Consider the following 25628-nt stretch of genomic DNA (forward strand, 5'->3'; position numbering starts at 1 on the left):
TCTAGTCCCTCAACGATGCATTAAACTGTTCGGCCAATGCGGCCACCACGTTATCAACTACCTGATTGATATCTTTCTCTTCGAGTGTTCTATCAACCGCCTGCAGTGTTAGAGCAATCGCCAAACTCTTATAATTTGGCTCAATACCTTTGCCCTTATACACATCGAATAAGTTTAGGTCAACCAATTGATTTCCGCCAACTTTTTCTATCACTGATAAAATGTCGCCAGATTTCACCTGATCTTCCACTAAAATAGCGATGTCGCGGCGGTTTGAAGGGAACTTAGATACCCCTACAGCTTCAGGTAAATTTCTTTTTTCAATTGCTGACATTTCAATTTCAAATACATAAGCCGCATTATTAATATCTAGCGATTTTTGTACTTGAGGGTGAATGGCACCAAAGAAACCTACTTTTTTGCCATCAACATAGATAGCTGCAGATTGACCTGGGTGTAAACCATCAGATTGCTCTGCTTTGATCTCAAAACGATTTATATCATTAGTTAATGAAAGTAATGCTTCAACATCACCTTTTAAATCATAAAAATCAACATTACGCTTTTCTTCAACCCAATGCTCACCATGAGCAAGGCCCGTAATAACACCACCAATAACTGCCACTTGGTTAACGCCGTTTTCTGCGTTTTCATCACGTAAGAATTTAAGGCCATGTTCGAATAAACGAATTCGAGGCTGCTGACGGTTTTGGTTATAAACCAATGACGCTAACAATCCTGGCATCAAACTTACACGCATTGCTGACATATCACTTGAGATCGGGTGCGGTAAGATAAGTGCATCGCTGTCTGGGTGCAAAATAGTTTGCGCTTTTGGATCAACAAAGCTGTAAGTAATGGCTTCTTGATAACCACGTGTCACAAGTGCATTGCGAAATTTATTCACGGCAATGGTTGCTTCATTATGCGTCGTCATTTTCAATTTAGCTGTAGGTGCTACATTTGGAATACTGTTGTAACCAAATACACGCGCTACTTCTTCAATTAAATCTTCTTCGATGCGAATATCAAAGCGGTAGCTTGGTACATCTGCACTCCACACACCATCAACAATTTTCACATCAAGACCTAAGCGCGTTAGGATATCCGTTACTTTTTCATCTGCGATGTGATGACCTATTACGCGGTCTAAGCGTTCGCGGCGCAAGCGTACTTCTGTTACTTTTGGTAACTTGTCTTTAGCAACGGCTTCAACAACGGGACCAGCTTCACCACCGACTATATCAAGTAATAATGCTGTTGCACGTTCCATGGCATCATGTTGCAAAGCAAAATCAACACCGCGTTCATAACGATGCGATGCATCAGTGTGCAAGCCGTAGCTACGTGCTTGTCCAGCAATAGCTACTGGGTTGAAAAACGCGCTTTCTAATAAAATGTCAGACGTTTTCTCAGTTACACCTGATTGCTCACCACCAAAAATACCGGCAATTGCCAACGCTTTACTGTGATCGGCTATTACTAAGGTTGACTCATTTAGCTTTGCAGTGTTGCCGTCAAGTAGAACAAGTTCTTCACCTGCATTTGCACTGCGAACTTTAATGCCGCCTTCAATCGCATTTAAGTCAAACGCATGCATTGGGTGACCAAGTTCAAGCAACACAAAGTTAGTTACATCAACCACAGGGTCGATTGAGCGAATACCACTACGGCGTAGTTTTTCTACCATCCAAAGCGGTGTTTCTGCATCAAGGTTAATGCCTTTAATTACACGTCCTAAATAACGAGGACAAGCATCTTCATTAACTAGCTCAATTGATACTTTATCGTCAATTGTGGCTTTAACTACTGGAATTTCTAGCGCTTTAACATCAATACTGTTAAGTACACCTACTTCACGAGCAATCCCTTTGATACCTAAGCAGTCACCACGGTTAGGTGTTAAATCAACATCAATGATATTGTCATCAAGCCCTAAATATTCACGTAAATCAGTGCCAACAGGGGCGTCTAATGGCAATTCCATAATGCCATCGCCCTCTTCGCTAATACCTAGCTCAACAAACGCACATAACATGCCGTGAGATGGTTGACCACGAAGCTTGGCTTTCTTAATTTTAAAATCACCCGGTAATACAGCACCTACAGTTGCTACTGCAACCTTAATACCTTGACGACAATTTGGTGCGCCACACACAATATCAAGTAGCTCATCGCCACCAACATTGATTTTTGTTACACGTAATTTGTCTGCATCAGGATGTTGACCACATTCAACAACTTCACCAACCACAACACCGTTAAATTTGGCTGCTGCTGGCTCTACAGCATCAACTTCAAGACCGGCCATCGATAACTGTTCCGAAAGAGCCTGCGTGTCAATTGCAGGATTAACCCACTCTCTTAACCACTTTTCACTAAATTTCATTTTATATCTTCACTCTTAACGGAACTGGTTTAGGAATTTTAAATCGTTTTCGAAAAACGCACGTAAGTCATTTACGCCATAGCGCAACATAGTTAAACGCTCTACACCCATACCAAAGGCAAAACCGGTGTATTTTTCAGGATCAATACCCACTGATTTAAGTACATTAGGGTGAACCATGCCGCAACCTAATACTTCTAACCATTTACCATTTTTACCCATCACATCTACTTCAGCTGACGGTTCTGTGAATGGGAAGTAAGATGGACGGAAACGAATTTCCATGTCTTCTTCAAAGAAGTTACGTAAGAAATCGTGCAAAATACCTTTAAGCTCTGTGAAGCTCACATCTGTATCGACCATTAGGCCTTCAACCTGATGGAACATTGGTGTGTGTGTTTGATCGTAATCATTACGATAAACACGGCCCGGAGAAATAATTCTCAGTGGTGGCTGCTCAGTTTCCATAGTACGTATTTGTACACCACTTGTTTGGGTACGTAACACAAGCTTTGGATTAAAATAGAAGGTATCGTGATCAGCACGTGCTGGATGATGCTCAGGAATATTTAGCGCATCGAAGTTATGAAAATCATCTTCAACTTCAGGACCTGATTTTACAGCAAAACCTAATTCACCAAAAAAGCTTTCAATACGCTCAATTGTACGTGTAACTGGGTGAAGGCCACCAGTAGGCATAACGCGTCCTGGCAGTGTTACATCAATTGTTTCTGCGGCAAGTTTTTCTTCAAGTGCTTTGCTAGCAAGTAATTCGCGTTTTGCGTTAATCGCGACTTGTACATCTTGTTTTGCTTGATTGATAACTTGACCGGCTTCTTTACGCTCTTCTGGCGCAATCTTACCAAGCGTTTTTAATAAGCTGGTGATTTCGCCCTTTTTACCAAGATAATTTACCCTGATATCTTCAAGCTGCGCGATTTCATTGGCACTGGCAACGGCCTCAAGTGCTTGCGCTAATATATTTTCTAAGTTCATTCGATACCTGATCTTTCACAGAAGGTGATTACATTTTTGTTGACTAATGATAACTGAAAGCAAGGACTAGATTCTAGGCTTTATACTAATCTTATTGAATTCTTTCTGATTAGTAAGCACCTAATAGCAGGTAAAAGCCGATTTTATAGCTTTAATGCCGATTTTATGAAGGGAATGGTCAGTTTTCTTTGCGCAGCCATAGACGCATGATCGAGTTTATCTAGTACTTCTAACAGCGCTCTCATATCACGGCTTAGACGAGTTAATAAAAAACGAGCACATTCATCACTAAGTTCAAGTCCTCGCATATTTGCACGTTTTACTAACGCTTCAGCCTTATCATCATCACTCATTGAGCGAATTTGAAACGTCGTTCCCCATTTAAGTCGAGAAACCAAATCCGGCAGTGTGATATTAAGCATATCTGGGAGTAAATCCGCGGTGACCACTAGACACTTACCAGGCTCGTTAAAACGGTTAAAAAAGTTAAATAATGCTTTTTCCCAAGCATCATTACCCGCAACTAAGTGCACGTCATCTATGCACAACACATCTAAAGCATCTAGGCCATCAAGTACCATAGGGCCAAAATCAATTACTTCACGCATTGACAGCAACATGGTTGATAAACCACGTTCTTGAGCATGAATGCAGGTAGCATATAATAGGTGAGATTTACCAGAATCACCTAGCCCACACAAATAAGTGTATTGAAAAGTAGTTGTTAGACTTTTGAACGCATTTTTTAAATGGCTCACTTCCAAAGAGTTCTCACCACCAAAATATGATGCAAACGTTTCATCATCTGGTAGCGTTACAGGCAGCGCCATTTGAACGGGCTCTAATGCCTGCATTATAAGCCGACCCATTGGTAATCAAGGTCATTTTCAGACGCAACCTGATAAAACGCTCTAGGGTCAACAAAGGCTTCAAATGTACGGTCTAACTCCAGCGCTTTTTTAAAGTCACTTAACGAGCCAGTATGATTAACTTCAAAGTAAACAGTTTGCGTATCACGTGAGCGAATAATTACTTTTGTAACCACACTTAAGCTTTGTAAACGTCGTTTAGCTAGCTCGATGTCTACAAAGTTTTTTGTGCCTTTAAGCTTAAATACTGCTTGGGCAAGTTGTCCTGTCGCATTTGGATCAATAGCATATTCAGCGGCAAGCCCAGCAGCTAAGCTATCTATCATAAGGGCAATAGTTTGTTGTTTATCACCCGTTAAACGATTTGCTTCAAATAAGTCATCATTTGTGAAGCGCCAATCAAGCACCCAGTTATCGCTGTCTTGCTGCGTGTATAATCGTGCAGTAATACTTCGCTCAGCTCTGTATCTGCTCGATGCTTGTTCTACTGGCTCAGAAAAATTCCCCCATACCTCAGGGATACCTACTAATGCTCTGTCTTGTAAATCAAGTAACGGGACCACGACGGGTAAACCACGGCGAGATGCAGTGTCATAAATAAGCTGCTCGAGTTGCGGGTAACTCTCTTGAGTAACAAGCTCTCTACGCCAGTTATCTTCGATTGCTAACCAGATTGCAACTAAAGGTCTACGAGTTCCCCATAGCGGCAGGTTAAGCTCCTTAACCAATGCATTAATTTTATTGGCTTCAAATTTTACAACAAGATTAAGCGTGCCATCTACTTTCTCATCATATTCAAATTTAAGCATATAATCAGAGATATCTTTACTACGCTGTTTCGCAAGTGGGTTTTGATCGGCATACGGATCACCACTTACTTTTACCAAAACATTCAATAGTGCAGCACGACTTGCCGTTAAGCGTGCATCTCGGGATTTATCTTCAACTTTGAGTATATCTTGATATAAATCAGTAACCTCAACAGCTTTAATCGAATAGCTGAAGAATATAGCAGTAAGTAAAATTAATAATCTAGACACAGGCCATTAGTTCTTGGTTTTAAACTAATTTGATCCTAATTCAAAGCACCGCACAAAGCAAAAATATATTCAAAATACCAAGCTATTTTATGTTTCTAATCACAGTGAAGCCTTAACTCTATGTTTATTCCTATAAAGATAGCTGATTCCTTGGTCTAGAGCGCTACTTCTTGATATTGTCTACGCCAGATAATTTGCAGTGAGTATTTTGATGTTTGATTTAGCAATATTGGCGGTATTTATACCGACATTCTTTTTTGTATCAATCACACCCGGTATGTGTATGACACTAGCAATGACACTCGGTATGAGTATCGGCGTCAGACGGACTATGTGGATGATGCTAGGTGAGTTACTGGGTGTAGCCTTAGTTGCTATAGCTGCCGTATTAGGCGTGGCAAGTATCATGTTAAATTACCCGCAGGCATTTTCAATCTTAAAATGGGCCGGCGGTGCATATTTAGTCTTTATAGGCATTAGCATGTGGCGCGATGAGACTAAACTCAATCTAGATAATCATCAAAAGAGTAAAATAAGTCGCAAAACATTATTTAGCCAAGGGTTGGTGACTGCTATGGCTAACCCCAAAGGTTGGGCCTTTATGATCTCGTTACTGCCCCCTTTTATTAATCTTGACTATGCTATTACTCCTCAACTGAGTATTTTGGTCGCTATAATACTTGTTAGTGAATTTGTTTGTATGATGGCCTATGCAACGGGTGGTAAAAGTTTACGCTTATTTTTAAACCGCGGCGATAATATCAAATGGATGAACGCAATCGCTGGCAGCTTAATGATAGCAGTAGGTGTCTGGTTGGCTATTGGATTACATTAAAGAGAGAACTAGGAGTGTGCATGTAGATAAACATCAAACTAAAATATCACTGACATATGTATAATCCGTGCTGAAGGCACATTAATAAACCACAACTGCATTATAAAAAGAATTTTAATAACAAAAAACATACAAAACTTAAAAGTTAATTTCATTTTATTATAAGCCGAATAGATCTATACCCAAACCATCTCAAGATACGAGCTTCAGTTGGAGTTCAAAGCGATTTAGGCAAGGCATTGATTGCAAATAATAGTGGTTCTATTGTTAAAATCAATAACGCAGTATTAATCGCTTTTAAACCAACCCGTAGGGCGTTTCACAGGAACTTACTCTCATCGTTGTTACTTCTTAAAAGGGACTACCATTCTTGCAAAATAACGCCTTGATATTAAGCCCCTGTGAAACGCTGAATTCTGTATTTTGAGTTGGTTTGGGTATATCTTATACCCAAACTTTACTTTAGTTTTTTTTATTGAGCAGTAAAGTGTAGCTATTACAGATCGATTGCTATAATTCGATCCCGATTGAACAAATTGCACCCAAGGGACCACTATGTCTACAATTTTTGAAGATAATTCACTCAGCATTGGTAACACACCACTGGTAAAACTTAATCGAGTTACATCAGGCAATGTATTCGCTAAAATTGAATCTCGTAACCCAAGCTTTAGTGTTAAATGCCGTATCGGTGCATCAATGATTTGGGAAGCTGAAAAGTCAGGTCAATTAACAGCCGACAAAGAGCTAATTGAGCCAACTTCGGGTAATACGGGTATCGCTCTTGCGTTTGTTGCTGCTTCTCGCGGTTATAAACTTACGCTTACTATGCCTAATACAATGAGCTTAGAGCGTCGTAAGCTATTAAAAGCATTAGGTGCTAATTTAGTACTTACCGAAGGTGCTAAAGGTATGAATGGCGCAATCGAAAAAGCAAAAGAGATCCAAGCAAGCGATCCAGCTAAATTCATCTTGCTACAACAATTTGAAAACCCAGCGAACCCTAAAATTCACTTTGAAACAACAGGCCCTGAGATTTTCAATGCAACTGACGGCAAAGTTGATTTCTTCGTAGCGGGTGTAGGTACTGGTGGTACAATTACTGGGGTAAGCCGCTATTTAAAACAAGAGAAAGGCTTAGATGTAAAATCAATTGCGGTAGAGCCTACAAACTCTCCTGTTATTAGCCAAACACTAGCAGGTGAAGACGTGACACCTGGGCCTCATAAAATTCAAGGTATCGGTGCTGGCTTTATTCCTGGAAACTTAGATTTAGATGTTATTGATGCAGCTGAGCAAGTGTCTAATGAAGATGCTATTGCTATGGCGCACCAGTTAATGAAAGATGAAGGTATTTTAGTCGGTATTTCATCTGGTGCTGCAGTGGTTGCCGCAAAACGTATTGCTGAACTACCAGAAAATGCAGACAAAAATATTGTTGTTATCTTACCAAGTGCTACAGAGCGCTATTTATCTAGCCCATTATTTGCTGAAGAGTTCTCTGAACAAGAGCTTGTACAATAAATAGTAACTGATTGTCTAAAGGATGCTAATTAGCATCCTTTTTTATTATTTATTGTCGTTTAAAGCACTATTATAAGTGATTAACTTTACATATACCTCGTTTAGTCTCACACTAAATCATCAATAATAATTCAACTATTGCAAATGAAATTATTTCTAACTATTTGCACATTCATTTGTGCACTCATGCTACAAGGTTGTGGCGATGACGGTATCCCTTCAGGCGAAAACAATACCCCTGGCGAAAGTGCCGCGCTCTATTTTGATACATTGTACAATGCTAAAGATCTCAACAAAGCAATGACAATGGCAACACCTAAGCTTGCTCGTATTATGAAATCATACGGAACCGCAAAGCAATTTGCGCGAAACTTAGTCAACATGCAGTACGATGAAGTTGTTATTGAAGTTGATATGACCAATATGAGTCTTCGTGAGCAATACGGCGAAAAAGCAAACATTAACTTAATATTCACTGGTTATTTTAACGGGGATAAAATAGATGATATGCGCAGCGTCAAAATGGTCCGTAAAAAAGGCAAATGGTACGTTGATAAAATAAACGCCGACCCATTTGCCAGATAAGACACAAAGTTAAAATATAAAGCCTCGCTACTGACGAGGCTTTTTTATCTATAGCTCGCCTTGTTTATAATTATCGACAGCGATTGCTTGTTTTCTTAACTCATTTGCTTGATGTAACCTTTGCCCTTCCTCTGATGTAATGAGCTGTTTTTCAATCGCATTATTTATTGCAGTTTCAATATCAGCATTGCGATTTAGCGTACCTTCACGTTGCCATTTTTTTAATCGCTTAAACGCATTAGCGGTATCATGCATAGCAATGAATGCATTTTCCATGACGCCTGTGCCAGCATTTTCATCAACATAACATAAATGTGTTAAGCGGTTTCTAAATACGCCCGGCTGCGTCATGTGTTCACACATCGTTTGTGCAATATCATCACTAGGACGGTGATAATGATTACCCAATGGGAAAACAATACGTTTTAATAAAAAGTTAACCACTGGATTTGAGAAGTTTTTAAAGAAACCATCAAACGCTTGGCCTATTTCAAACAATGAACGCTCTACTGAATATTGCACAAAGGCTAAGTCAGCTTGCTGGCGACCTTCGTCTTCAAAACGCTTTAACACTGTTGACGCGAGATAAAGATGACTTAGTACATCACCTAGCCGAGCAGAAATCATCTCTTTACGTTTAAGCTCCCCGCCTAAAATAAGCATGGCTACATCTGTACAAAATGCTAAACCTCGGCTCATTCTACCTAGCTGTTTATAATAGTTAGTTGTGGCACCACAAACAGGCGATTTTGCAAAAACACTACGCGTTAAACCATGAATAAACGCCATCCCTGCATTAGTACCTGCAAAAATAATATGCTGTAGTAGCAATGAGTCAAACTCTTTTAATGCTAAGTCGTCATCTTCCATTGCCGCCGCTTCCATTTCTTTAAGCACAAATGGATGGCATCGCGTAGCCCCTTGACCAAAAATCATTAAGTTGCGAGTTAGAATATTGGCACCTTCCACAGTAATAGAAACAGGAATTCCCATGTAACCATGAGCTAAGTAGTTATTAGGGCCAACTTGAATTCCTTTACCAGAATGAATATCCATCGCATCGTTCATTACGGTACGACCCATTTCTGTCATATGATACTTAGCAATAGCTGTAACCACTGACGGGCTTAATTTAAGATCGATTGCACCAGCTGTCATTAACCTACAGGCTTCTAGGCTATAAGTTAGCCCACCTATACGGGCAAGCGCTTCTTGAACCCCCTCAAATTGGCCAATTGATAAACCAAACTGCTGACGAACCATGGCATAAGCCGAAGTCATACGTGAACATAAATGCCCTGTTGCACTGCTAAGTGCAGGCAATGATATGCCTCGCCCAGCACTTAAACATTCAACTAACATACGCCAACCTCGGCCAGCGCCTTGTTGACCGCCTATGATCCAATCAAGTGGTATAAATACGTCTTTACCGTAAGTGGTGCCGTTCATAAATGCCATGTTCAGTGGAAAATGGCGCTCACCGGTTTCAACACCTGGATGGTCAGTTGGGATCAACGCACAGGTAATTCCTAGCTCTTTGTCTTTTCCTAATAAGGAATCAGGGTCATACATTTTGAATGCAAGGCCCAGTACTGTAGCCACAGGCGCTAATGTTATATAGCGTTTTGACCAATTCAAACGTAAACCAATTATTTCCTCACCATTGAACTCCCTCTTACAAACAACCCCTGAGTCTGGAATACTGCCGGCATCAGAGCCCGCTTCAGGACCTGTAAGCGCAAAACACGGGACGTCTTCGCCAGTCGCAAGTGTAGGCAACCAACGTTCTTGTTGTTCTTTAGTCCCGTAATGAAGTAAAAGCTCACCAGGCCCTAAGCTATTTGGAACCATAACAGTTACAGCCGCAGTTAAACTTTTAGTCGCTATTTTTGCCACTATCGTAGAGTTTGCTATTGCACTGAACTGACGACCACCGAATTGCTCTGGAATAATAAGCGCAAAAAAGCCCTTTACCTTTAAGTAATCCCATACCTCTTTTGGCAAATCTTTATCTTTTTGCACAATTTGGTAGTCATCTAGCATTGCTAACAAGGTTTCAACTTCGTTATCTAAAAAGGCACGTTCTTTTTCGCTTAACTCTGGTTTAGGGTAACTGTGCAAAACCTGCCAATCGGGGTTACCACTAAATAATTCCCCATCCCACCAGACATCACCCGCTTCCATTGCTTCTCGCTCTGTTTGCGATAATGGAGGAAGGACTTTTTTGAAAAACTTAAATGCTGGGCGACTAATTAAGCTAATGCGAATATCTTTTACCGCAAAAATAACTATCACCACGACCAGTAATAATATGAACACGGACATGGAAACGATCCTTTTAATTAATAAAAATGACTTGCTTCAATTATGACCGATCCTTTTATAAATACAATGTCAGTGTAAATATCTGCTTCCCATTTAGGTTTAACCCTACTTCGATAAATTTTGCCTAAGTTAAAGACACTGCTATTATCCTAGCGGATTAATAACAAATATAAGGATCAACATGACTACTCCACACTTTAAACTCAGTTTAAGCGCCTTAATGGTGGCAAGCACCTTAGCGCTATCTGGCTGCAATAAAGATACAACAAAAAGCGATACGATAGCTGCAACACCAGCGCCAGTTAATGCAAAAGATGCACACGCTTTTATTGATGAAACAGAGCAAGAACTCAATGCACTTTATTTAGAATCAAGCCGCGCAGAGTGGATTTACGCAAACTTTATCACGCATGATACAGCTGCATTGTCAGCAGAAGTAAACCGTAAAATGACCGAAGCCGTCGTTCGACTAGCCAATGAAGCTGCAAAGTTTGACGAGTTAGAGCTTGACTATGATGCTCGTCGAAAACTTAACAAATTAAAACTCGCACTGACGTTGCCTGCCCCACAAGACGCAGAAAAAACAGCAAAGCTTTCGCAACTCGTTGCTGAGCTAGGTGGAATATACGGTAAAGGTAAATACTGTAAAGATGACGGTAGTTGTTTAAGCTTAGGTGATATGACGGCAAAAATGGCAACCAGCCGTGATTACAACGAGCTGCTTGATTTGTGGCAAGGCTGGCGTCAAGTTTCTAAGCCAATGCGTCCGCTTTATGAGCAACAAGTAGCCTTAACCAACGAAGGTGCGAAAGAGCTAGGTTATGTAGATACTGGCGCTATGTGGCGCAGTAAATATGATATGCCTGCCGATGATTTTGCAACAGAGCTTGATCGCATTTGGGGGCAAGTTAAACCGCTTTATGACTCTTTACATTGTCACGTTCGCGCTAAACTTGGCGAAAAATACGGTGAAGATAAAGTACCGCAAGATCAACCTATCCCAGCCCATCTTTTAGGTAACATGTGGGCACAAACATGGGGCAATATTTATGATGTTGTTGCTCCTGAAAACGCCGATCCAGGTTACGATGTAACTGCGTTACTGAGCGAGTACAATTATGATGAGCTAAAAATGGTGCGTGGCGCTGAAACGTTTTTCACATCAATGGGTTTTGACCCATTACCAGAGACTTTTTACGAACGTTCGTTATTTACAAAGCCACAAGATCGCGACGTACAATGTCATGCCTCTGCGTGGAATATAGACAGTAAAGATGACCTACGTATAAAGATGTGTATCCAACGCACAGGTGAAGAATTCTCAGTTATCCATCATGAACTAGGCCACAACTTTTACCAGCGTGCGTACAATACTCAACCGCTTTATTATCAAGAAAGTGCTAATGATGGATTTCACGAAGCCATCGGTGACACTATAGCCTTATCAGTGACTCCTGGTTACCTAAAAGAAATTGGTTTATTAGAGCAAGTTCCAGACGAATCTAAAGACATTGGATTACTAATGAAAATGGCGCTCGATAAAGTTGCGTTTATTCCATTTGGCTTGTTAGTAGATCAATGGCGTTGGAAAGTATTCTCTGGTGAAGTAACGCCTGAGAACTATAACCAAGCTTGGTGGGATTTACGTCAAAAGTATCAAGGTGTTCAAGCGCCAATAGCCCGTACCGAAGCCGACTTTGATCCAGGTGCTAAATACCATGTTCCAGGTAATACACCTTATACCCGTTACTTCTTAGCACATATCTTACAATTTGATTTTCACCGTAGTCTATGTGAAATAGCAGGAAACGAAGAAGCGATTCACCGTTGCTCTGTTTATAACTCAAAAGAAGCCGGCGAAAAACTCAACGCCATGCTAGAAATGGGCTCAAGCAGACCTTGGCAAGAAGCACTTGCAACAGTAACAGGTAAATCAGAGATGGATGCGACAGCACTACTCGATTATTTTGCGCCATTACAAAAATACTTAGATGAACAAAACCAAGGCCGCCAATGTGGCTGGTAAGCTAAGTTTTTAATAGTAAAGTCACTAAGCCCGTGCCCTACGGGCTTAGTTTTTTATATAGCCACTCTTTTCTGCGCACAGACATTTCAGCATAAATATTCGTATTCACCTTCATCATTCAACATTCAACATTCAACATCGTATATAACCTGACACAGTTAATTGGCATGACAAAAAATGAAAACAGAAAATCTCAACTCTTATTTTTATTTTATTAATTGGTATGGTTGATTTAATTAATTGGTCTGTTATATTTTGTTAATTGGTTTTAACACACACGTAAAATTAAAGAGATATAAATGAAAAATAATCGACTTAAACAATGTGTTTTTTATGGCACGGTGATACCACTTTCTCTTTCAATGCTAGCAGCATGTAGCAGCAATGGCAGTAGCCAACCTAAAAATACAGGTAACAGCGCTAACTTAGTTCCTGCCGATAAATTTGATTTAAGTCAATGGAAGATAACCTTACCAATGGATCAAGACGGTAATGGTAAAATAGACGAGATAGATGTAGAAGAAATTCAAACCTACGCTCACCCTGATTACTTTTACTTAGATGAACAAGGCGGCATGGTATTTACCAGCCCGAATAAAGCGATCACCACTGCGACATCAAGTAATACCCGTAGCGAGTTACGCCAGATGATCCGTGGCACAAACACTAAGATTAAAACTAAGAACTCACGAAATAATTTTGCTCTTGCAGCACACCCTTTATCAGAAAGATTTGGGGCTGTTGGTGGCAAAATGGAAGCAACGTTAAAAGTTGACCATGTTGCTGTTCGTGCAGGCCATGCTGATAAACCACCTGCTTACAGTGTAGTTGTAGGACAAATACATGCAGGTAAAGATAAAGCTTTAATTGAAAAAGATTTTGGTTTCGGTTGGGGTAATGAGCCAATAAAAATTTATTACAAAAAATGGCCAAACCACGAAACAGGCTCAGTATTTTGGAACTATGAACGTAACTTACCAAAAGATGATCCGAATCGTACAGATATTACCTACCCTGTATGGGGTAATACGTGGGAGAACTCTGATGCGCCTGGTTCTGCTGGAATAGCACTAGGTGAGGAGTTTAGCTACGAGATAAATGTATATCAAAGCACGATGCACCTAACTTTTACAGCACCAGGAAAACCAACTGTAGAGTATTCAATTGACTTATCAAATAATGTTGATGCTAACGGTAAAGTTGATAAATATGATCACCCATTAGGTTATTTAGCCGATTGGCATTACTTTAAAGCAGGCGCCTATAACCAATGTAGTACCAAAGATTCACCAGGCGGTTGGTACACTGCTTGCCCTGGTACCGGTGATTGGAAAACCGATAAAGCAAATGGTGACTATACACAAGTTACATTTTCTAAACTCGTTTTAAGTGAAGCTACACCTGTAAACTAAGATTAAAAATAATTCCCCTGAACAATAAAGCCTGTATATTTACAGGCTTTTATCATTTTAGCTCGACTTACATTACAAAGAACACTGAGGGTTTTTACCTGAGCTATTTGCTACTTTTTGCTCTGAGAGTGCTTCTGACATGTTCGCCTGTAATTCTTTTATTCGATTTCCCGGCGCTGGGTGAGTCGACATAAACTCAGGTGTTTCACCACTTCCCGCTTGACTCATATTTTGCCAAAGTGTGACTGACTCTTGTGGATTAAAACCCGCTTTAGCCATTAAATCCAAACCAATAATATCGGCTTCTGATTCATGTGAGCGGCTAAATGGCAAAATAACGCCATATTGAGCACCAAGTCCTAAACCTTGCATTATTTCATTGCGATATTGCACGTTCCCCATATCAAGCGCGGCACTGCCCACTTGCATGCCTGTTTGTAAAATTGAACTTTGTGAAACACGTTCATTAGAATGCTCTGCAATAACGTGGCCTACTTCATGACCTATCACCGTTGCTAATTGGTCTTGGTTTTTAGCAACTTGCAGCAAACCTGTATGAACGCCAATATAGCCCCCTGGTAATGCAAATGCATTCGCAGAGTCTTCTTCAAACACCACAACTTCCCATTTCTGAGACGCGTATTGTTGAGGTAGTACAGCAATTACATCTTCAGCAATACATTTAACGTAAGCATTAACGCTAGGATCATTATTAATCTGTTGGTTTTGCTTCATATCAGCAAAACTTTGCTGGCCCATTTGGCTCATTTCTTGATCAGAATAAAGCGCAAGCTGAGTGCGACCTGTCGGTGATGTTTTACAACCTGCCAAAACAGCCGTTGCAAGTACCGCTAAAACTAGCTTTTTCATTGTATTCCCTCAACTCATATTCAGTAACTTAGATATTAACAATAATATAGCAAAACATGCCTTAATTTAATATTACTAAGGCAAGTAACTTGCTATAACTTAAATAATGATTACTTAGCACGCAAACTAAGTTCCGTGTTCTAATATTGGCTGCTACAATAGCTATTCTTTTCATTTCTCGAGTGGATCATGCACGTTCAAGACTCTTTCAGTAAGCGTATTTTACTCCCCCTACTTGCCAGTATTGTTGCAATCACACCATTAGCAATTGATATGTATTTACCTGCTATGCTAGTCATTGCAAATGATCTAAATACGACTATGCCCAATGTGCAAATATCGCTAAGCCTTTATTTAGCGGGTTATGCTTTAGGCATGCTTTTTTTTGGGCCAATTGCCGACCAACTTGGCCGCCGTGTGTTAGCTAAAACCGGATTGGCTCTATTTGGTATAAGTTCACTCGCGCTGGCTTTTTGTAGCGATATACACATATTTTGGGGTCTTCGCGTTGTGCAAGCCTTTACTGGAGCAGCAGCAACGGTTGTTGTGCCTGGTATTATTCGCCATATTTATCAAAAAGACACGGCAAAAGGTATGTCTTATGTATCGATGATAATGATGGTCGCGCCACTTATAGCACCGACGGTCGGCTCTATGATTTTAGGCTTTTCACAGTGGCAAACTATTTTTATTGTACTGGCAAGTTACAGCTTTGTTATCTTAGCATTGGCGCAAATACATTTAATTGATATACCAATTTTCAAAAGCCCACTCAAAGGTTTTACGCTCTTTTTTGATAGCTACAAAACCGTATTTAGTAATAAAGATGCTCGAGCAGACATAGCCAGTTCGATGTTTGTCTCATTTGCCTTTTTTTGTTTTTTAACTGCCGTTCCGTTTGTGTACCTCGACTACTTTAAAGTCTCAGAGCAGTTGTTTGGCTTACTGTTTGCTTTTAATGTAATGGCCTTAATGTGTGGTAACTTTTTAAACACCCGATTGGTACCACGCATTGGCTCACGAAAAATGCTCTATTATGGTTTATTTGTTGGCTTTATTGCGGGTAGCTCACTACTTAGCTTTAGTATTTTACACTTATCATTGTATTTTATTGTTGCAGCTATTGCCCCATTAATGATGAGTTTAGGTGTCATCGCAAGTAATGCTGATGCTCTTATCTTAATGAAATTTGAAGAAAAGTCAGGTACTGCAACTGCGGTAATTGGCACTTTACGCTTTGGCAGTGGCGCCTTGGTGGGGCCAATTTTAGCCCTTATGCACGCGCAAAGTGCAGTGCCTTTTTCAAGCCTAATGTTTAGTGCTTTAGTACTTACTTTAATTGCTCAATTGTGGCACCGAGCCAGAAACAAAAAAAATGCCTCATAATGAGGCATTTTTTCAAACTGAGAGTCACAAATTATTCTGCAGCTTTAGACACCATCACCATTGCCGGGCGTAATAAACGACCGTTTAATGTGTAGCCTTTTTGCATTACAGCTAGCACTGTATTTGGTGATACATCGTTGCTTGGCTGGATTGACATTGCCTGATGGAACTCAGGGTTAAACTGTTCACCTTGTGGATTTACAATTTCAACACCAAATTTTGCAACCGCATCATTAAAGCTCTTAACCGTCATATCAATACCTTCAAGTAACGGCTTTAACGTTTCATTTTCTTTATCAGAAAACTCAATTGCACGTTCTAGGTTATCAATAACAGGTAGTAATTCGTTAGCGAATTTTTCGAGGGCAAATTTATGCGCTTTCTCTACGTCTTGTGCAGCACGACGACGAATATTTTCAACATCAGCAGCAGCGCGAACGACACCATCTTTTTGATCATTAATAGTTTGCTTTGCTGCTTCAAGCTCAGCATATAGCATAGCAATTTCAGCTTCAGGGCTTACTTCTTCAGCTTCATGGGCATCTGCAGCTTCAACCGCGGCTTCAACATCTGCTTGCATTTGATCTAATTCTTCGTTGAGTTCAACTTCTTGCTCTGGTGATTTTGTCTGCTCAGACATAATTTAAGTACTCCAATTCTTTACAATTGCGATAATTATGGGGATTGAATCAAAAGATTCAAGAGTCAGATGACTCGATTAATCTAAATTCTTGTATGATTGCTTCAATTTGCGCCGATTTAGGGCAAATAACACAAAATCGACTTTGATATTCCTGGTTCTGAAAATACGGCACACTGATCACCATTAACTCATCGCAATCTGTAAATGGCAGTTGATCGGTATTAAGCACAGATACGCCATTTTTAAAAGCGAGCTTATCTTCTACAAAATTTAAGAAAGATACACCAATGTTTAAACTTTGTTGGCAGTCAATTTGTCGGTAAAGATAATTCTCACCAACCACAATACTGTTATCTGAACCAAGCTTTTGGCTTAATTCTCGTGTCCACTGATTTAATGAATCATGACAATTACGCGGTGCAGTATTTGCCATTGCCTGCATACGATACAAACCTTCCATTAAAGTTTGTTGACTAAATACCGTGTTTAACCAAGTAGCAAACTGATACCGTACTGTGTCTGAAGCATCATTGGGTTTGTGAATACAAATATTATGGCTTTGACCTGCTCTATCGAGTAATAAAATAAGCCAGTCGTTGCTGTCAAAATCAAGGACTTCTACTCTAAAAACATGTTGCGAGCTTACTTGCGGTAAACCAACACAACAGCACACTTGGTATTTTTGACTTAGCCCATGAGCTAATTCAACGAGTTGCGCCTGAGCTGGCTGCCAATATTGAGCAATGTCAGTTAATGGGAAAAACTCGCTCAGCCAATAATCAAAGCCCGCATTAGTCGGAACGCGCCCCGCTGAAGTATGTGGCGAATATAACAGCCCAAACTTTTCAAGACGTGACATAGCATTACGTACCGTTGCAGAGCATACAGCCATGCCTTTTTGCTTAGCTATACGGCTTGATGCCACAGGTAAACCTTCACCATTACAATAGAGGCTCATTACGGCGGAAAATATTTGCTGATCTCGCGGATTTAAATTCATAGTATCTACATCTTGCTGCATATAGGGTATATCGGGGCAACGAGAAGTTATTTCAAGACTCTGAGGTTTTCAAAGCAATCATTTTTGAGTTACCCTAGCGATATTATAACTATTCGCGTAAACATCATGGAATCACCGTTTAAAACCATAGGCTTAATTGGCAAAGCAAATCACGATGGCGCAGCCACTACCTTACAACGCCTTTATACATTTTTAAATGCGTTAGGATTTAACGTGATTGTTGAACAGCGCACTGGACACCAACTTGCTGATATACCAAAAGACAAGCTAGTTAAACTCATAGAGCTCGGGGAACGAGCGGATTTAGCCATTGTCGTTGGCGGTGATGGTAACATGCTTGGTGCAGCACGTGTTTTAGCTCGGTTTAATGTCGCCGTTATTGGTGTAAACCGAGGGAACTTAGGCTTTCTGACAGATTTAAACCCCGAAGGTTTTGAAGCAAGCTTAGAGCAAGTACTAAGTGGTCAATATATAGAAGAAAACCGCTTTTTACTTGAAGTAGAAGTGTATCGTCATGAAGAACTTAAAAGTGCAAATTCAGCAGTAAATGAAGCTGTACTCCATGCCGATAAAGTCGCTCATATGATTGAATTTGAGGCCTTTATAAACGACGCATTTGTGTTTTCGCAACGCTCGGATGGTCTAATCGTATCAACACCAACAGGCTCAACTGCTTATTCACTCTCAGGTGGTGGACCAATACTCACCCCAGAGTTAAACGCAATCTCTTTAGTGCCTATGTTTCCGCATACACTTTCAAGCCGTCCATTAGTTGTGGATGCTGACAATGAAGTAAGGCTAAAGCTTAGCCTCGAAAACACCGACAGTTTACAAGTGAGTTGCGATAGCCATGTGGTATTAGCTGTGCTCCCAGGTGACGAAGTAGTAATAAAAAAAGCTGATAAAAAACTCCGCTTAATACACCCAAAAGACTACTCTTACTACCACGTATTACGTACTAAATTAAATTGGGGCAGTCGTTTGTATTAATTTATTGCGCTTAACTCTACTTTAGCGCAAAATAAGAAAAAATTAATAAAAGACCTTTTCAGGGACGCACTTTCGAAATGACTTACGTTGTATTTTTAGCTTTGCTGTTATTAATTACTCTATTAGGCACCTATCTCGTCATTGAGAATAACCGCCGTAATGCGCGCGAAGCCGAAAAGCGATTGTTTAACAGTAGAGTGGCCGAAGTTACCACTCACTTAAAATCAAAGCTAAACGAATTTTGTGAAGCAAAAATTATAAAGCCAAAATACGTGGCACGTATTCAGGTCATTGCGAGTAACTTTTTCGTTGTCCAGCCACACACTGATGAAAACTTACTATACCTTGAGCGTATTGTTGATTCATTTATTACCACGGTTAATAGCGAACTTGCGAAAACCTATGTGACTGGTGAGCGTGGTAAATTATCAGAACAACTGTCGTTATTTGTCGCCGACTTGCCTTATGGCGGGATTGAATACAACCGTACTTTTTATTACGAAATACTCCCTTCTCTTATAAAAACCTTGGAGTCAGCAGAGCTTAGCAGCAATGGCGACGACTACATAACAACAACGGATATTAGCAGCGATTCAGCAGAACAAGATAACAGCATAAATAGTAATATTGCATAACTGGGCTGGGTGAGCAATTCACCCACACTAATGATTTAAAAATTTTCTATATTACTCAACTACCTATTACAGTTTATCCTGCCACATTTAGCCCCTCCACTGTTCATTACTCTTTCCAGTATGTGTATAAAATTTGAATTAATTTAAAAATTTAATTTGCAAAAAACCAAAACACTGTATAAATTAACAGTTAATTGACTGGATGGATAAACAGTATGTTAATTGGATTAGAAATAAAAAACTTCGCAATTGTAAGCAACCTTAGCACTGAGTGGCACAGTGGCATGACAGCGATAACTGGTGAAACAGGTGCTGGTAAATCGATTGCTATCGATGCACTCTCATTATGCCTAGGAGAGCGCGCAGAGGCCTCAGCTGTTCGCCCAGGTACAGAGCGTGCAGAGATTTGCGCGCAATTTGATATCACCGAATTACCAAATGCAGTGCAATTCCTAGAGCAAAATTTACTATCCAATGACGACAATGAATGCTTGCTGCGCCGCGTTATTTGTAAAAATGGCCGCAGCAAAAGCTATATAAATGGCAGCCCAGTTACGGCAGCTCAATTAAAAGAGCTTGGCCAACATCTTATTTCGATTCATGGGCAACATGCCCATCAGCACCTGTTAAAAGCGGATCATCAACTCCATTTGCTAGACGCTTATGCTGGGCATGTTGAACTTGTTGAGGCTGTGCGAAGCCAATATAAGCACTATCAAAGTTTACAAAAAGAGTTCACTGCGCTTGAACAAGCCCAGCAACAGCAAGCTGCGCAAAAACAGTTACTGGAATACCAAGTAGCTGAATTAGACGAGTTTGCTTTACAACAAGATGAATTCAGCGCTATTGAGGCTGAACATCACAAGTTAAGCCACAGCCAGACGATTCTTGAGTCTTGTCAGCGAGAGTTGCAACACTTGTACGAAAGCGACGAGCAAAATGCGTGTTCTATTTTACAACACAGCGCCCAAAAATTTGCTGAATTAGCGCACTACGATGCAAGTTTGTCTGGTGTGGCAACCTTGCTAGAAGAAGCCGCTGTACAAGTAGAGGAAGCCAGCCGCGAAATAAGAAGCTACGCGGAAAAAACTGAGCTTGATCCTAACCGCTTAGTCGAAGTTGAAGAGCGTCTTAGCGGAGCTATGGATTTAGCCCGAAAACACCATATTAAACCACAAGAGCTGGTTGATTTTCATCAGTCTATTAGCCAAGAGCTTGAATCGATCAGTAACAACTCAACTCGATTAGAGCAACTTGAAGAAGCAATAGCACAAGCACTTGTTACATACCAACAAGCCGCTGATGAATTAAGTAAAAGTCGCTCGCAAGCTGCTAATACATTGAACACCTTGATCAGCGCAAGTATGGTTAACCTCTCAATGGAAAATGGTCAGTTTGAAATAGCACTAAACAAAGAGCCTGAGCGAGCACCAAACAGCTTAGGTTTTGACTCAATTGCCTTTTTAGTATCAACCAACCCAGGTCAACCGTTACAGCCTTTATCAAAAGTGGCTTCGGGTGGTGAATTATCGAGAATTAGCTTAGCAATCCAAGTCATTATTGCGCAAAAAGTGACAACACCAACCCTCATTTTTGATGAGGTAGATGTAGGTATTTCAGGTCCTACTGCATCAGCGGTTGGTAAATTACTGCGTCAACTTGGTAAGTCTACCCAAGTAATTTGTGTAACCCACCTACCCCAAGTTGCCAGTTCTGGTCATCAACAACTGTTTGTAGCAAAAGAAATTTCCGATGGTGAAACGTTTACTCACATGCAGAGTTTAAATAAAAATGGCCGTATTGATGAGATTGCACGCTTACTCGCTGGCGATAACATAAGCAAAATGGCACGAGCAAACGCCAAAGAGCTCATTTCTGCCCATGGCTAAATTTAATACTAAATATAACGATATAAACACACTGATAATAGATATTAATAATGAATACTAACTCTCTTAAAACTATCACCGTTACTTTTTGCATTCTGTTATTAAGTGGCTGTAAAGACTATATCCAACAATCGAGCGCATTAACTGCTGTTAATTTGCAACCGGTTTTGACATTTTCATTTATTTGTATTTTGTTTATACCCATGCTCAGTTTACTGTTATTTGGCTTCAGCTTTTTTAAACACCTGAAGTTTAAAGTTAACTTACAAAAGTTTCTTCATGGTGCATTAGTACTAATGCTAACTCTGGCGTGGTTAATTGAACTGAACCTAACCAATAGCGCCCAAAATAGGTTAGATTTAGTCATTACCTTAGCAGCCTTAGCGATTCAAATGGCCGTCGTATTACTCGCTTTTATCTCGCTCAACAAACAACAAAAGCTGTATAATCGAGCAAAGAATTTTTTGTAATCTTTCTTGTACATCTAAAGGTGCATACATTTAATTTACAAAATTGACACATATTAAAACGCCGCTTACACTCAATAAAAATTAAAATCACGGAGTGAATGATGAACGCAACTCTTGCAAAAGTAACCCAACTAAAAACAAGTTACGCAACAATACAATTAGGCGCTGCAAAAGCTGATGGACGTTTAACGTTAACCGAGCATTTACTCCACTTTGAAGCCCTTAATAAACAGTTAAACTTAGGTAGTTACGCCATTAAACGCGACACCATAGCACGCGTTGAAAGATGCACAGCAAAAGCCGCAGGCATAATCCCTATCAGCAAGTCCGGTATTAAAATCACCACTACAGATAAACATTGTCTAGAATTCATCATCGCAGAGCCCGATGCTTGGCTACAAAGCTTGCAAGCTAGTCATTAATAAGGTTAAAGGTACGAGGGGCTAGGTTAAAGGTTCTAGGCAATAGGCGCTAGGAAGCCACATTTAGCTCAGTGTTTAATTTATCACCGTAGGTTGGGTTGAGTGCAACGAAACCCAACAATCAATATTAAAATTTTAGTTGCTGCTTAAGCCGTGAAGCAAACGCTCTTCCACTCGCTTGGACACAAATGATTTAGAGCTTAGGGGTGGCTTGGTTCCATTCACCAGACATTGGTAAATCGTGATATGTGAAGTCAAGATTTGAACCTTCTGACCTGGTGATTTGAGAGTTAGCTGTGCTTCAATATCGAGTATATTTGTACTCTTTTTTTGTTTTGCGCCAAATATATATTCCTCCAATCAAAAATAAAGCAATAATAAAAGGTGTCAACATGTTGTCTGTCTTCCAAGCTTGTTCTGAATCTTCATACGAACGAACAAGGAGTCCATTCACTTTTAACTCAAAAAAATCATAATATACCTTCGAAGAGTAGATCGGAGAATGAGTATCAGAAGTCTCATATAAGATAGTAACAAGCTGATCTTTTGAATTCAAAAGAGACTCTTCAACAATGCTTTGCCCATTTGATTTTGATGGGTAATTAAAATTCATTGGATCATCAACAAACCCGAAGCGTATTCCATAATCGTATGCTTGAACCCAATTAACAAAACCACTTTTTTCTACAAGATCCGTTTTAAAAGGAAGACCACTATTAACCTGATTTAGATTTACAAATCCGATGACCAAGCCTAATGCTATGCTAATAACTGATAAACATAAATTTCTATAATACGTCAATTTTGTCATTTATTAACTCAAATAAGTTTCTTGTTACTTCGCATATTTAGAGCCAGTTCAGGCTCAAGGGCTTTAATATGCCAATTATAGTCATTCAAATAAAAAGTGGCAAAAGGCAAGACGCGACCCCACTCCCACCACCTTTTCGACCCCACTCCCACCACCTTTTCGACCCCACTCCCACCACCTTTTGATGACAACGAACCTATCCGTGGAGGACTGGTGCGATGACGATATGTTTGTTGTTGAGCCAATCACTGAAGATCACCCAAACTACTTACATAGAAAAGTTATCTTTGATCAAGATCTTTGATTTACTGAAGGCGGTAAAATTGGGGTGATCCATATCTAACGCCCGCAATACCAATGTCTGATATTGGCACTTTAGCGAAGTTCAGCTGTGAGCGTGAGGCTGACTGTGAGAAATTATGATGTATGAAGTCAATACCCGTCTCTTTGGTTATTACATTTTATGAACGTTCGTTACGAGCATGAATGTTTTTTACTTTATATAAATGAATTATACCCTATGGCAGGCTTTTAAAAGCATTGTTAATGCTCTTAAGCTACATAGATTTAATAGGTAATCTTAATTGCTTTTGAGGTTTGATGGTTTGCATTAATAGGCATAGTGATACCAAAGCCACACCTATCCAACCAATTATCTTAAACCTTTCACCAATAACGAAAACGGCTAAAACAGTTGCAACTAATGGTTCTATTAGGGTAATTAATGTCGCTTTACTTGCATTTATATAATTCAAGCCAAAACCAAATAATAAGTATCCTAAAAACATTGGAATTACTGCCATATACAAAGATACCAATGCATTGGTTGCGCTTGAAAATAAGTTATCGCCTGTAAACCATAATGAAGGGAGTAATAATAAAGCAGCACAACCGAACAGTCCTGACATTGACGATTTTGAATGAACTCCACTTTCAATTAAACTCCTTGCTGCCCATGAATAACCTGCATAGGTTAATCCAGCAATACACCCCAAAAGAATACCTAGGCTTTGTTGATTAATACTGTATGAAGGATCATTACTCTGATCTCTACCTAACGTTAATAGAGTAATACCTATAGCTCCAATAACAAAACTCAGTACCCATTCCAGTGATATGTTTTTTTTACTAATTAGGCTTTCAAGGATTGCAGCAAAAAAAGGTGCCGTAGCAATTGAAACTACAGTGCCAATTGCAACACCTGATAAACGCATTGAACTATAAAACGCTAATGGATAAATAGCGACAGAAGCGGCACCTAAAAGTAATACCTTAGGCTGTGCAATCATGAGTTTATAATCTATAAATAACGTTTTCCGTGCTGTAATAACAAGTAGCACTCCCCCTATTCCCATAGAGAATGCACCAATTGCAAACGAACTCACATTAGGGGAATAGCTTGCTGCGGTGCCTGTTGTCCCCCACAAAAAACTAGCAATAATGATAGCAATTACACCTTTTAAACTTCCGTGATGACTTTGCATAGCGAAACCTGTTTTTTATTATTTCAATACAGAAATTGTATGCTAATGATGAAGGAGTTTTTAACAATTAAGACGCTATCGTTGACAATAAAGACTAAGTTTACTTTTTGAATTTATTAGGTGGTAGACCAAAGTATTGTGAAAACTTTCGGCTAAAGGCTGACGGTTCTTTGTAGCCTACTTTTTCACCAATGATTGATAGTGGATAATCTGTGTGTGTTAGTAAAGCTTGCGCTTTTTCCATACGAAGTTTGGTTACGTATTTCATCACAGTCATATTTGTTTGTTGCTTAAATAGTTTCTTAAACTGCGTTTCGCTTAGAAAAGCAGATTCAGCCAGGCGTTTAATGTGAAGTTGCTCTGCAATATTTTGCTCTATGAAGGATATTGCTGTACCAATACGGTCATCTACTTTTGGCAATAAGGGTTGCTCTGCAAGCAGTAAACTGAACATTTCAAACATCGCCTGTTCTAATTCAGCATTAACTTTATTTTCTAATTGGTTTTCGATAAAGGTTAAGTAACTTTTAAGAGATGAGTTAATCGCAAAAACAATACAGTGAGAGGATGAAATATTTAGGGGTAGGTTTTTCATGTCCACAACTACAAATCTAGCTTCAGTATCTGCAGTGAACAAGTGCTCTTCATTGGCTTTAACTACAACACATTCACTTGGCGCAACTTTACCATTGAAATCACCAACGAATATATTTATTACACCACGTAAAGGTAAAACCAATTGATTAAAGTGATGTGAGTGACGGGTTGGTTTTGTGCTATAGGAACGAATGGATAATAGATTTTTCATAATAACAGAAATGTATGGCCTTATTTCATCCTGATTCTGGTTATACATAGTAGAGCAATGGATGACAAAGTGAAGTGTTAGTTTTATTGGCTCACAACAATATGGAATAAACACTAAAACGATAGAGATTTTTTTACACTTAATTTAAATTCCTACAAACCATTATGGGGCAGAAACGAACTTACCCGAATGACCTAA

At 39.7% G+C, this 25628-nt stretch carries 22 protein-coding genes; 11 read left to right on the forward strand and 11 right to left on the reverse strand.

Going from position 1 to position 25628, the window contains the following annotated elements; genetic code table 11:
* Position 1 precedes the first annotated feature (1 nt).
* The 4 genes from pheT to AAEU30_RS11240 all read right to left on the reverse strand — a co-directional run bounded on the left by pheT (position 2) and on the right by AAEU30_RS11240 (position 5294).
* Positions 2 to 2389, reverse strand: a complete 2388-nt coding sequence (gene pheT / locus AAEU30_RS11225) for a phenylalanine--tRNA ligase subunit beta (protein ID WP_421960584.1) — start codon at positions 2387 to 2389, stop codon at positions 2 to 4.
* 15 nt (positions 2390 to 2404) lie between these two features.
* Entirely contained in the window at positions 2405 to 3385 is a 981-nt protein-coding gene (pheS, locus tag AAEU30_RS11230; RefSeq protein WP_421960585.1) for a phenylalanine--tRNA ligase subunit alpha, read from the reverse strand.
* A 143-nt stretch (positions 3386 to 3528) separates the two neighbouring features.
* Complete coding sequence (gene hda / locus AAEU30_RS11235; protein WP_421960586.1) at positions 3529 to 4239, reverse strand: DnaA inactivator Hda; 711 nt, start codon at positions 4237 to 4239, stop codon at positions 3529 to 3531.
* Positions 4239 to 5294 (reverse strand): DUF8605 domain-containing protein, encoded by a 1056-nt coding sequence (locus AAEU30_RS11240; RefSeq protein WP_421960587.1) that lies wholly within the window; start codon positions 5292 to 5294, stop codon positions 4239 to 4241. The genes hda and AAEU30_RS11240 overlap by 1 nt, the downstream gene beginning before the upstream one ends.
* A 211-nt stretch (positions 5295 to 5505) precedes the next feature.
* Here AAEU30_RS11240 and AAEU30_RS11245 point away from each other — a divergent pair, with 211 nt between their 5' ends.
* The 3 genes from AAEU30_RS11245 (at position 5506) to AAEU30_RS11255 (ending at position 8238) form a co-directional block, all read left to right on the forward strand.
* On the forward strand, positions 5506 to 6129 hold the full coding sequence (locus AAEU30_RS11245; RefSeq protein WP_421960588.1) for a LysE family translocator: 624 nt from the start codon (positions 5506 to 5508) through the stop codon (positions 6127 to 6129).
* 555 nt (positions 6130 to 6684) lie between these two features.
* Positions 6685 to 7653 (forward strand): cysteine synthase A, encoded by a 969-nt coding sequence (cysK, locus tag AAEU30_RS11250; protein WP_421960589.1) that lies wholly within the window; start codon positions 6685 to 6687, stop codon positions 7651 to 7653.
* 144 nt (positions 7654 to 7797) lie between these two features.
* Positions 7798 to 8238 carry a hypothetical protein gene (locus AAEU30_RS11255; protein WP_421960590.1) on the forward strand — a complete coding sequence of 147 codons (441 nt, stop codon included), beginning with the start codon at positions 7798 to 7800 and terminating at the stop codon, positions 8236 to 8238.
* Between the two features lie 48 nt (positions 8239 to 8286).
* Here AAEU30_RS11255 and AAEU30_RS11260 read toward each other — a convergent pair whose 3' ends face one another.
* Positions 8287 to 10563, reverse strand: coding sequence for an acyl-CoA dehydrogenase (locus AAEU30_RS11260; protein ID WP_421960591.1), 2277 nt, complete (start codon positions 10561 to 10563; stop codon positions 8287 to 8289).
* A 181-nt stretch (positions 10564 to 10744) separates the two neighbouring features.
* Here AAEU30_RS11260 and AAEU30_RS11265 point away from each other — a divergent pair, with 181 nt between their 5' ends.
* Both AAEU30_RS11265 and AAEU30_RS11270 read left to right on the forward strand, forming a co-directional pair.
* A complete protein-coding gene (locus tag AAEU30_RS11265) occupies positions 10745 to 12589 on the forward strand; it encodes a M2 family metallopeptidase (protein WP_421960592.1) in 1845 nt (614 codons plus the stop codon).
* 362 nt (positions 12590 to 12951) lie between these two features.
* A complete protein-coding gene (locus tag AAEU30_RS11270; protein ID WP_421960699.1) occupies positions 12952 to 14001 on the forward strand; it encodes a polysaccharide lyase family 7 protein in 1050 nt (349 codons plus the stop codon).
* Positions 14002 to 14073: 72 nt separating this feature from the next.
* Here the strand turns inward: AAEU30_RS11270 and AAEU30_RS11275 are convergent, their stop codons facing one another.
* A complete protein-coding gene (locus tag AAEU30_RS11275) occupies positions 14074 to 14871 on the reverse strand; it encodes a M48 family metallopeptidase (RefSeq protein ID WP_421960593.1) in 798 nt (265 codons plus the stop codon).
* Between the two features lie 189 nt (positions 14872 to 15060).
* Here AAEU30_RS11275 and AAEU30_RS11280 point away from each other — a divergent pair, with 189 nt between their 5' ends.
* Complete coding sequence (locus tag AAEU30_RS11280; RefSeq protein WP_421960594.1) at positions 15061 to 16257, forward strand: Bcr/CflA family efflux MFS transporter; 1197 nt, start codon at positions 15061 to 15063, stop codon at positions 16255 to 16257.
* 31 nt (positions 16258 to 16288) lie between these two features.
* Here the strand turns inward: AAEU30_RS11280 and grpE are convergent, their stop codons facing one another.
* Positions 16289 to 16897: a nucleotide exchange factor GrpE gene (gene grpE, locus AAEU30_RS11285; protein WP_087533658.1), complete on the reverse strand. Its 609-nt coding sequence runs from the start codon at positions 16895 to 16897 to the stop codon at positions 16289 to 16291.
* Positions 16898 to 16955: 58 nt separating this feature from the next.
* Positions 16956 to 17921, reverse strand: coding sequence for an HrcA family transcriptional regulator (locus AAEU30_RS11290; RefSeq protein WP_421960595.1), 966 nt, complete (start codon positions 17919 to 17921; stop codon positions 16956 to 16958).
* A gap of 105 nt (positions 17922 to 18026) precedes the next feature.
* On the opposite strand from AAEU30_RS11290, the gene nadK reads away from it, so the two are divergent.
* From nadK to AAEU30_RS11315, 5 genes are all read left to right on the forward strand, one after another.
* A complete protein-coding gene (gene nadK / locus AAEU30_RS11295) occupies positions 18027 to 18911 on the forward strand; it encodes an NAD(+) kinase (RefSeq protein WP_421960700.1) in 885 nt (294 codons plus the stop codon).
* Positions 18912 to 18988: 77 nt separating this feature from the next.
* On the forward strand, positions 18989 to 19546 hold the full coding sequence (locus AAEU30_RS11300; protein WP_421960596.1) for a hypothetical protein: 558 nt from the start codon (positions 18989 to 18991) through the stop codon (positions 19544 to 19546).
* A gap of 215 nt (positions 19547 to 19761) precedes the next feature.
* Positions 19762 to 21435: a DNA repair protein RecN gene (gene recN, locus AAEU30_RS11305; protein WP_421960597.1), complete on the forward strand. Its 1674-nt coding sequence runs from the start codon at positions 19762 to 19764 to the stop codon at positions 21433 to 21435.
* Positions 21436 to 21485: 50 nt separating this feature from the next.
* Positions 21486 to 21905: a hypothetical protein gene (locus AAEU30_RS11310; protein ID WP_421960598.1), complete on the forward strand. Its 420-nt coding sequence runs from the start codon at positions 21486 to 21488 to the stop codon at positions 21903 to 21905.
* Positions 21906 to 22003: 98 nt separating this feature from the next.
* The gene (locus AAEU30_RS11315) at positions 22004 to 22327 is read left to right on the forward strand and encodes a hypothetical protein (RefSeq protein WP_421960599.1); all 324 of its coding nucleotides are present in this window, start codon (positions 22004 to 22006) and stop codon (positions 22325 to 22327) included.
* Between the two features lie 301 nt (positions 22328 to 22628).
* Here AAEU30_RS11315 and AAEU30_RS11320 read toward each other — a convergent pair whose 3' ends face one another.
* From AAEU30_RS11320 to AAEU30_RS11330, 3 genes are all read right to left on the reverse strand, one after another.
* Positions 22629 to 23138, reverse strand: a complete 510-nt coding sequence (locus AAEU30_RS11320) for a hypothetical protein (protein ID WP_421960600.1) — start codon at positions 23136 to 23138, stop codon at positions 22629 to 22631.
* A 557-nt stretch (positions 23139 to 23695) separates the two neighbouring features.
* The gene (locus AAEU30_RS11325; RefSeq protein WP_421960601.1) at positions 23696 to 24622 is read right to left on the reverse strand and encodes a DMT family transporter; all 927 of its coding nucleotides are present in this window, start codon (positions 24620 to 24622) and stop codon (positions 23696 to 23698) included.
* A gap of 100 nt (positions 24623 to 24722) precedes the next feature.
* Positions 24723 to 25430, reverse strand: a complete 708-nt coding sequence (locus AAEU30_RS11330; protein WP_421960602.1) for a helix-turn-helix domain-containing protein — start codon at positions 25428 to 25430, stop codon at positions 24723 to 24725.
* Positions 25431 to 25628: the final 198 nt, after the last annotated feature.

The sequence above is a fragment of the Pseudoalteromonas mucoides genome (genome assembly GCF_049257175.1).
GTDB lineage: Bacteria > Pseudomonadota > Gammaproteobacteria > Enterobacterales > Alteromonadaceae > Pseudoalteromonas.

What these genes read in the sequence shown, in the direction of transcription:
- pheT (WP_421960584.1), bottom strand. Translation starts at nt 2,389, where the DNA reads ATGAAATTTAGTGAAAAGTGGTTAAGAGAGTGGGTTAATCCTGCAATT.
- pheS (WP_421960585.1), bottom strand. Translation starts at nt 3,385, where the DNA reads ATGAACTTAGAAAATATATTAGCGCAAGCACTTGAGGCCGTTGCCAGT.
- hda (WP_421960586.1), bottom strand. Translation starts at nt 4,239, where the DNA reads ATGCAGGCATTAGAGCCCGTTCAAATGGCGCTGCCTGTAACGCTACCA.
- AAEU30_RS11245 (WP_421960588.1), top strand. Translation starts at nt 5,506, where the DNA reads ATGTTTGATTTAGCAATATTGGCGGTATTTATACCGACATTCTTTTTT.
- cysK (WP_421960589.1), top strand. Translation starts at nt 6,685, where the DNA reads ATGTCTACAATTTTTGAAGATAATTCACTCAGCATTGGTAACACACCA.
- AAEU30_RS11255 (WP_421960590.1), top strand. Translation starts at nt 7,798, where the DNA reads ATGAAATTATTTCTAACTATTTGCACATTCATTTGTGCACTCATGCTA.
- AAEU30_RS11260 (WP_421960591.1), bottom strand. Translation starts at nt 10,563, where the DNA reads ATGTCCGTGTTCATATTATTACTGGTCGTGGTGATAGTTATTTTTGCG.
- AAEU30_RS11265 (WP_421960592.1), top strand. Translation starts at nt 10,745, where the DNA reads ATGACTACTCCACACTTTAAACTCAGTTTAAGCGCCTTAATGGTGGCA.
- AAEU30_RS11270 (WP_421960699.1), top strand. Translation starts at nt 12,952, where the DNA reads ATGCTAGCAGCATGTAGCAGCAATGGCAGTAGCCAACCTAAAAATACA.
- AAEU30_RS11275 (WP_421960593.1), bottom strand. Translation starts at nt 14,871, where the DNA reads ATGAAAAAGCTAGTTTTAGCGGTACTTGCAACGGCTGTTTTGGCAGGT.
- AAEU30_RS11280 (WP_421960594.1), top strand. Translation starts at nt 15,061, where the DNA reads ATGCACGTTCAAGACTCTTTCAGTAAGCGTATTTTACTCCCCCTACTT.
- grpE (WP_087533658.1), bottom strand. Translation starts at nt 16,897, where the DNA reads ATGTCTGAGCAGACAAAATCACCAGAGCAAGAAGTTGAACTCAACGAA.
- AAEU30_RS11290 (WP_421960595.1), bottom strand. Translation starts at nt 17,921, where the DNA reads ATGCAGCAAGATGTAGATACTATGAATTTAAATCCGCGAGATCAGCAA.
- nadK (WP_421960700.1), top strand. Translation starts at nt 18,027, where the DNA reads ATGGAATCACCGTTTAAAACCATAGGCTTAATTGGCAAAGCAAATCAC.
- AAEU30_RS11300 (WP_421960596.1), top strand. Translation starts at nt 18,989, where the DNA reads ATGACTTACGTTGTATTTTTAGCTTTGCTGTTATTAATTACTCTATTA.
- recN (WP_421960597.1), top strand. Translation starts at nt 19,762, where the DNA reads ATGTTAATTGGATTAGAAATAAAAAACTTCGCAATTGTAAGCAACCTT.
- AAEU30_RS11310 (WP_421960598.1), top strand. Translation starts at nt 21,486, where the DNA reads ATGAATACTAACTCTCTTAAAACTATCACCGTTACTTTTTGCATTCTG.
- AAEU30_RS11315 (WP_421960599.1), top strand. Translation starts at nt 22,004, where the DNA reads ATGATGAACGCAACTCTTGCAAAAGTAACCCAACTAAAAACAAGTTAC.
- AAEU30_RS11320 (WP_421960600.1), bottom strand. Translation starts at nt 23,138, where the DNA reads ATGACAAAATTGACGTATTATAGAAATTTATGTTTATCAGTTATTAGC.
- AAEU30_RS11325 (WP_421960601.1), bottom strand. Translation starts at nt 24,622, where the DNA reads ATGCAAAGTCATCACGGAAGTTTAAAAGGTGTAATTGCTATCATTATT.
- AAEU30_RS11330 (WP_421960602.1), bottom strand. Translation starts at nt 25,430, where the DNA reads ATGAAAAATCTATTATCCATTCGTTCCTATAGCACAAAACCAACCCGT.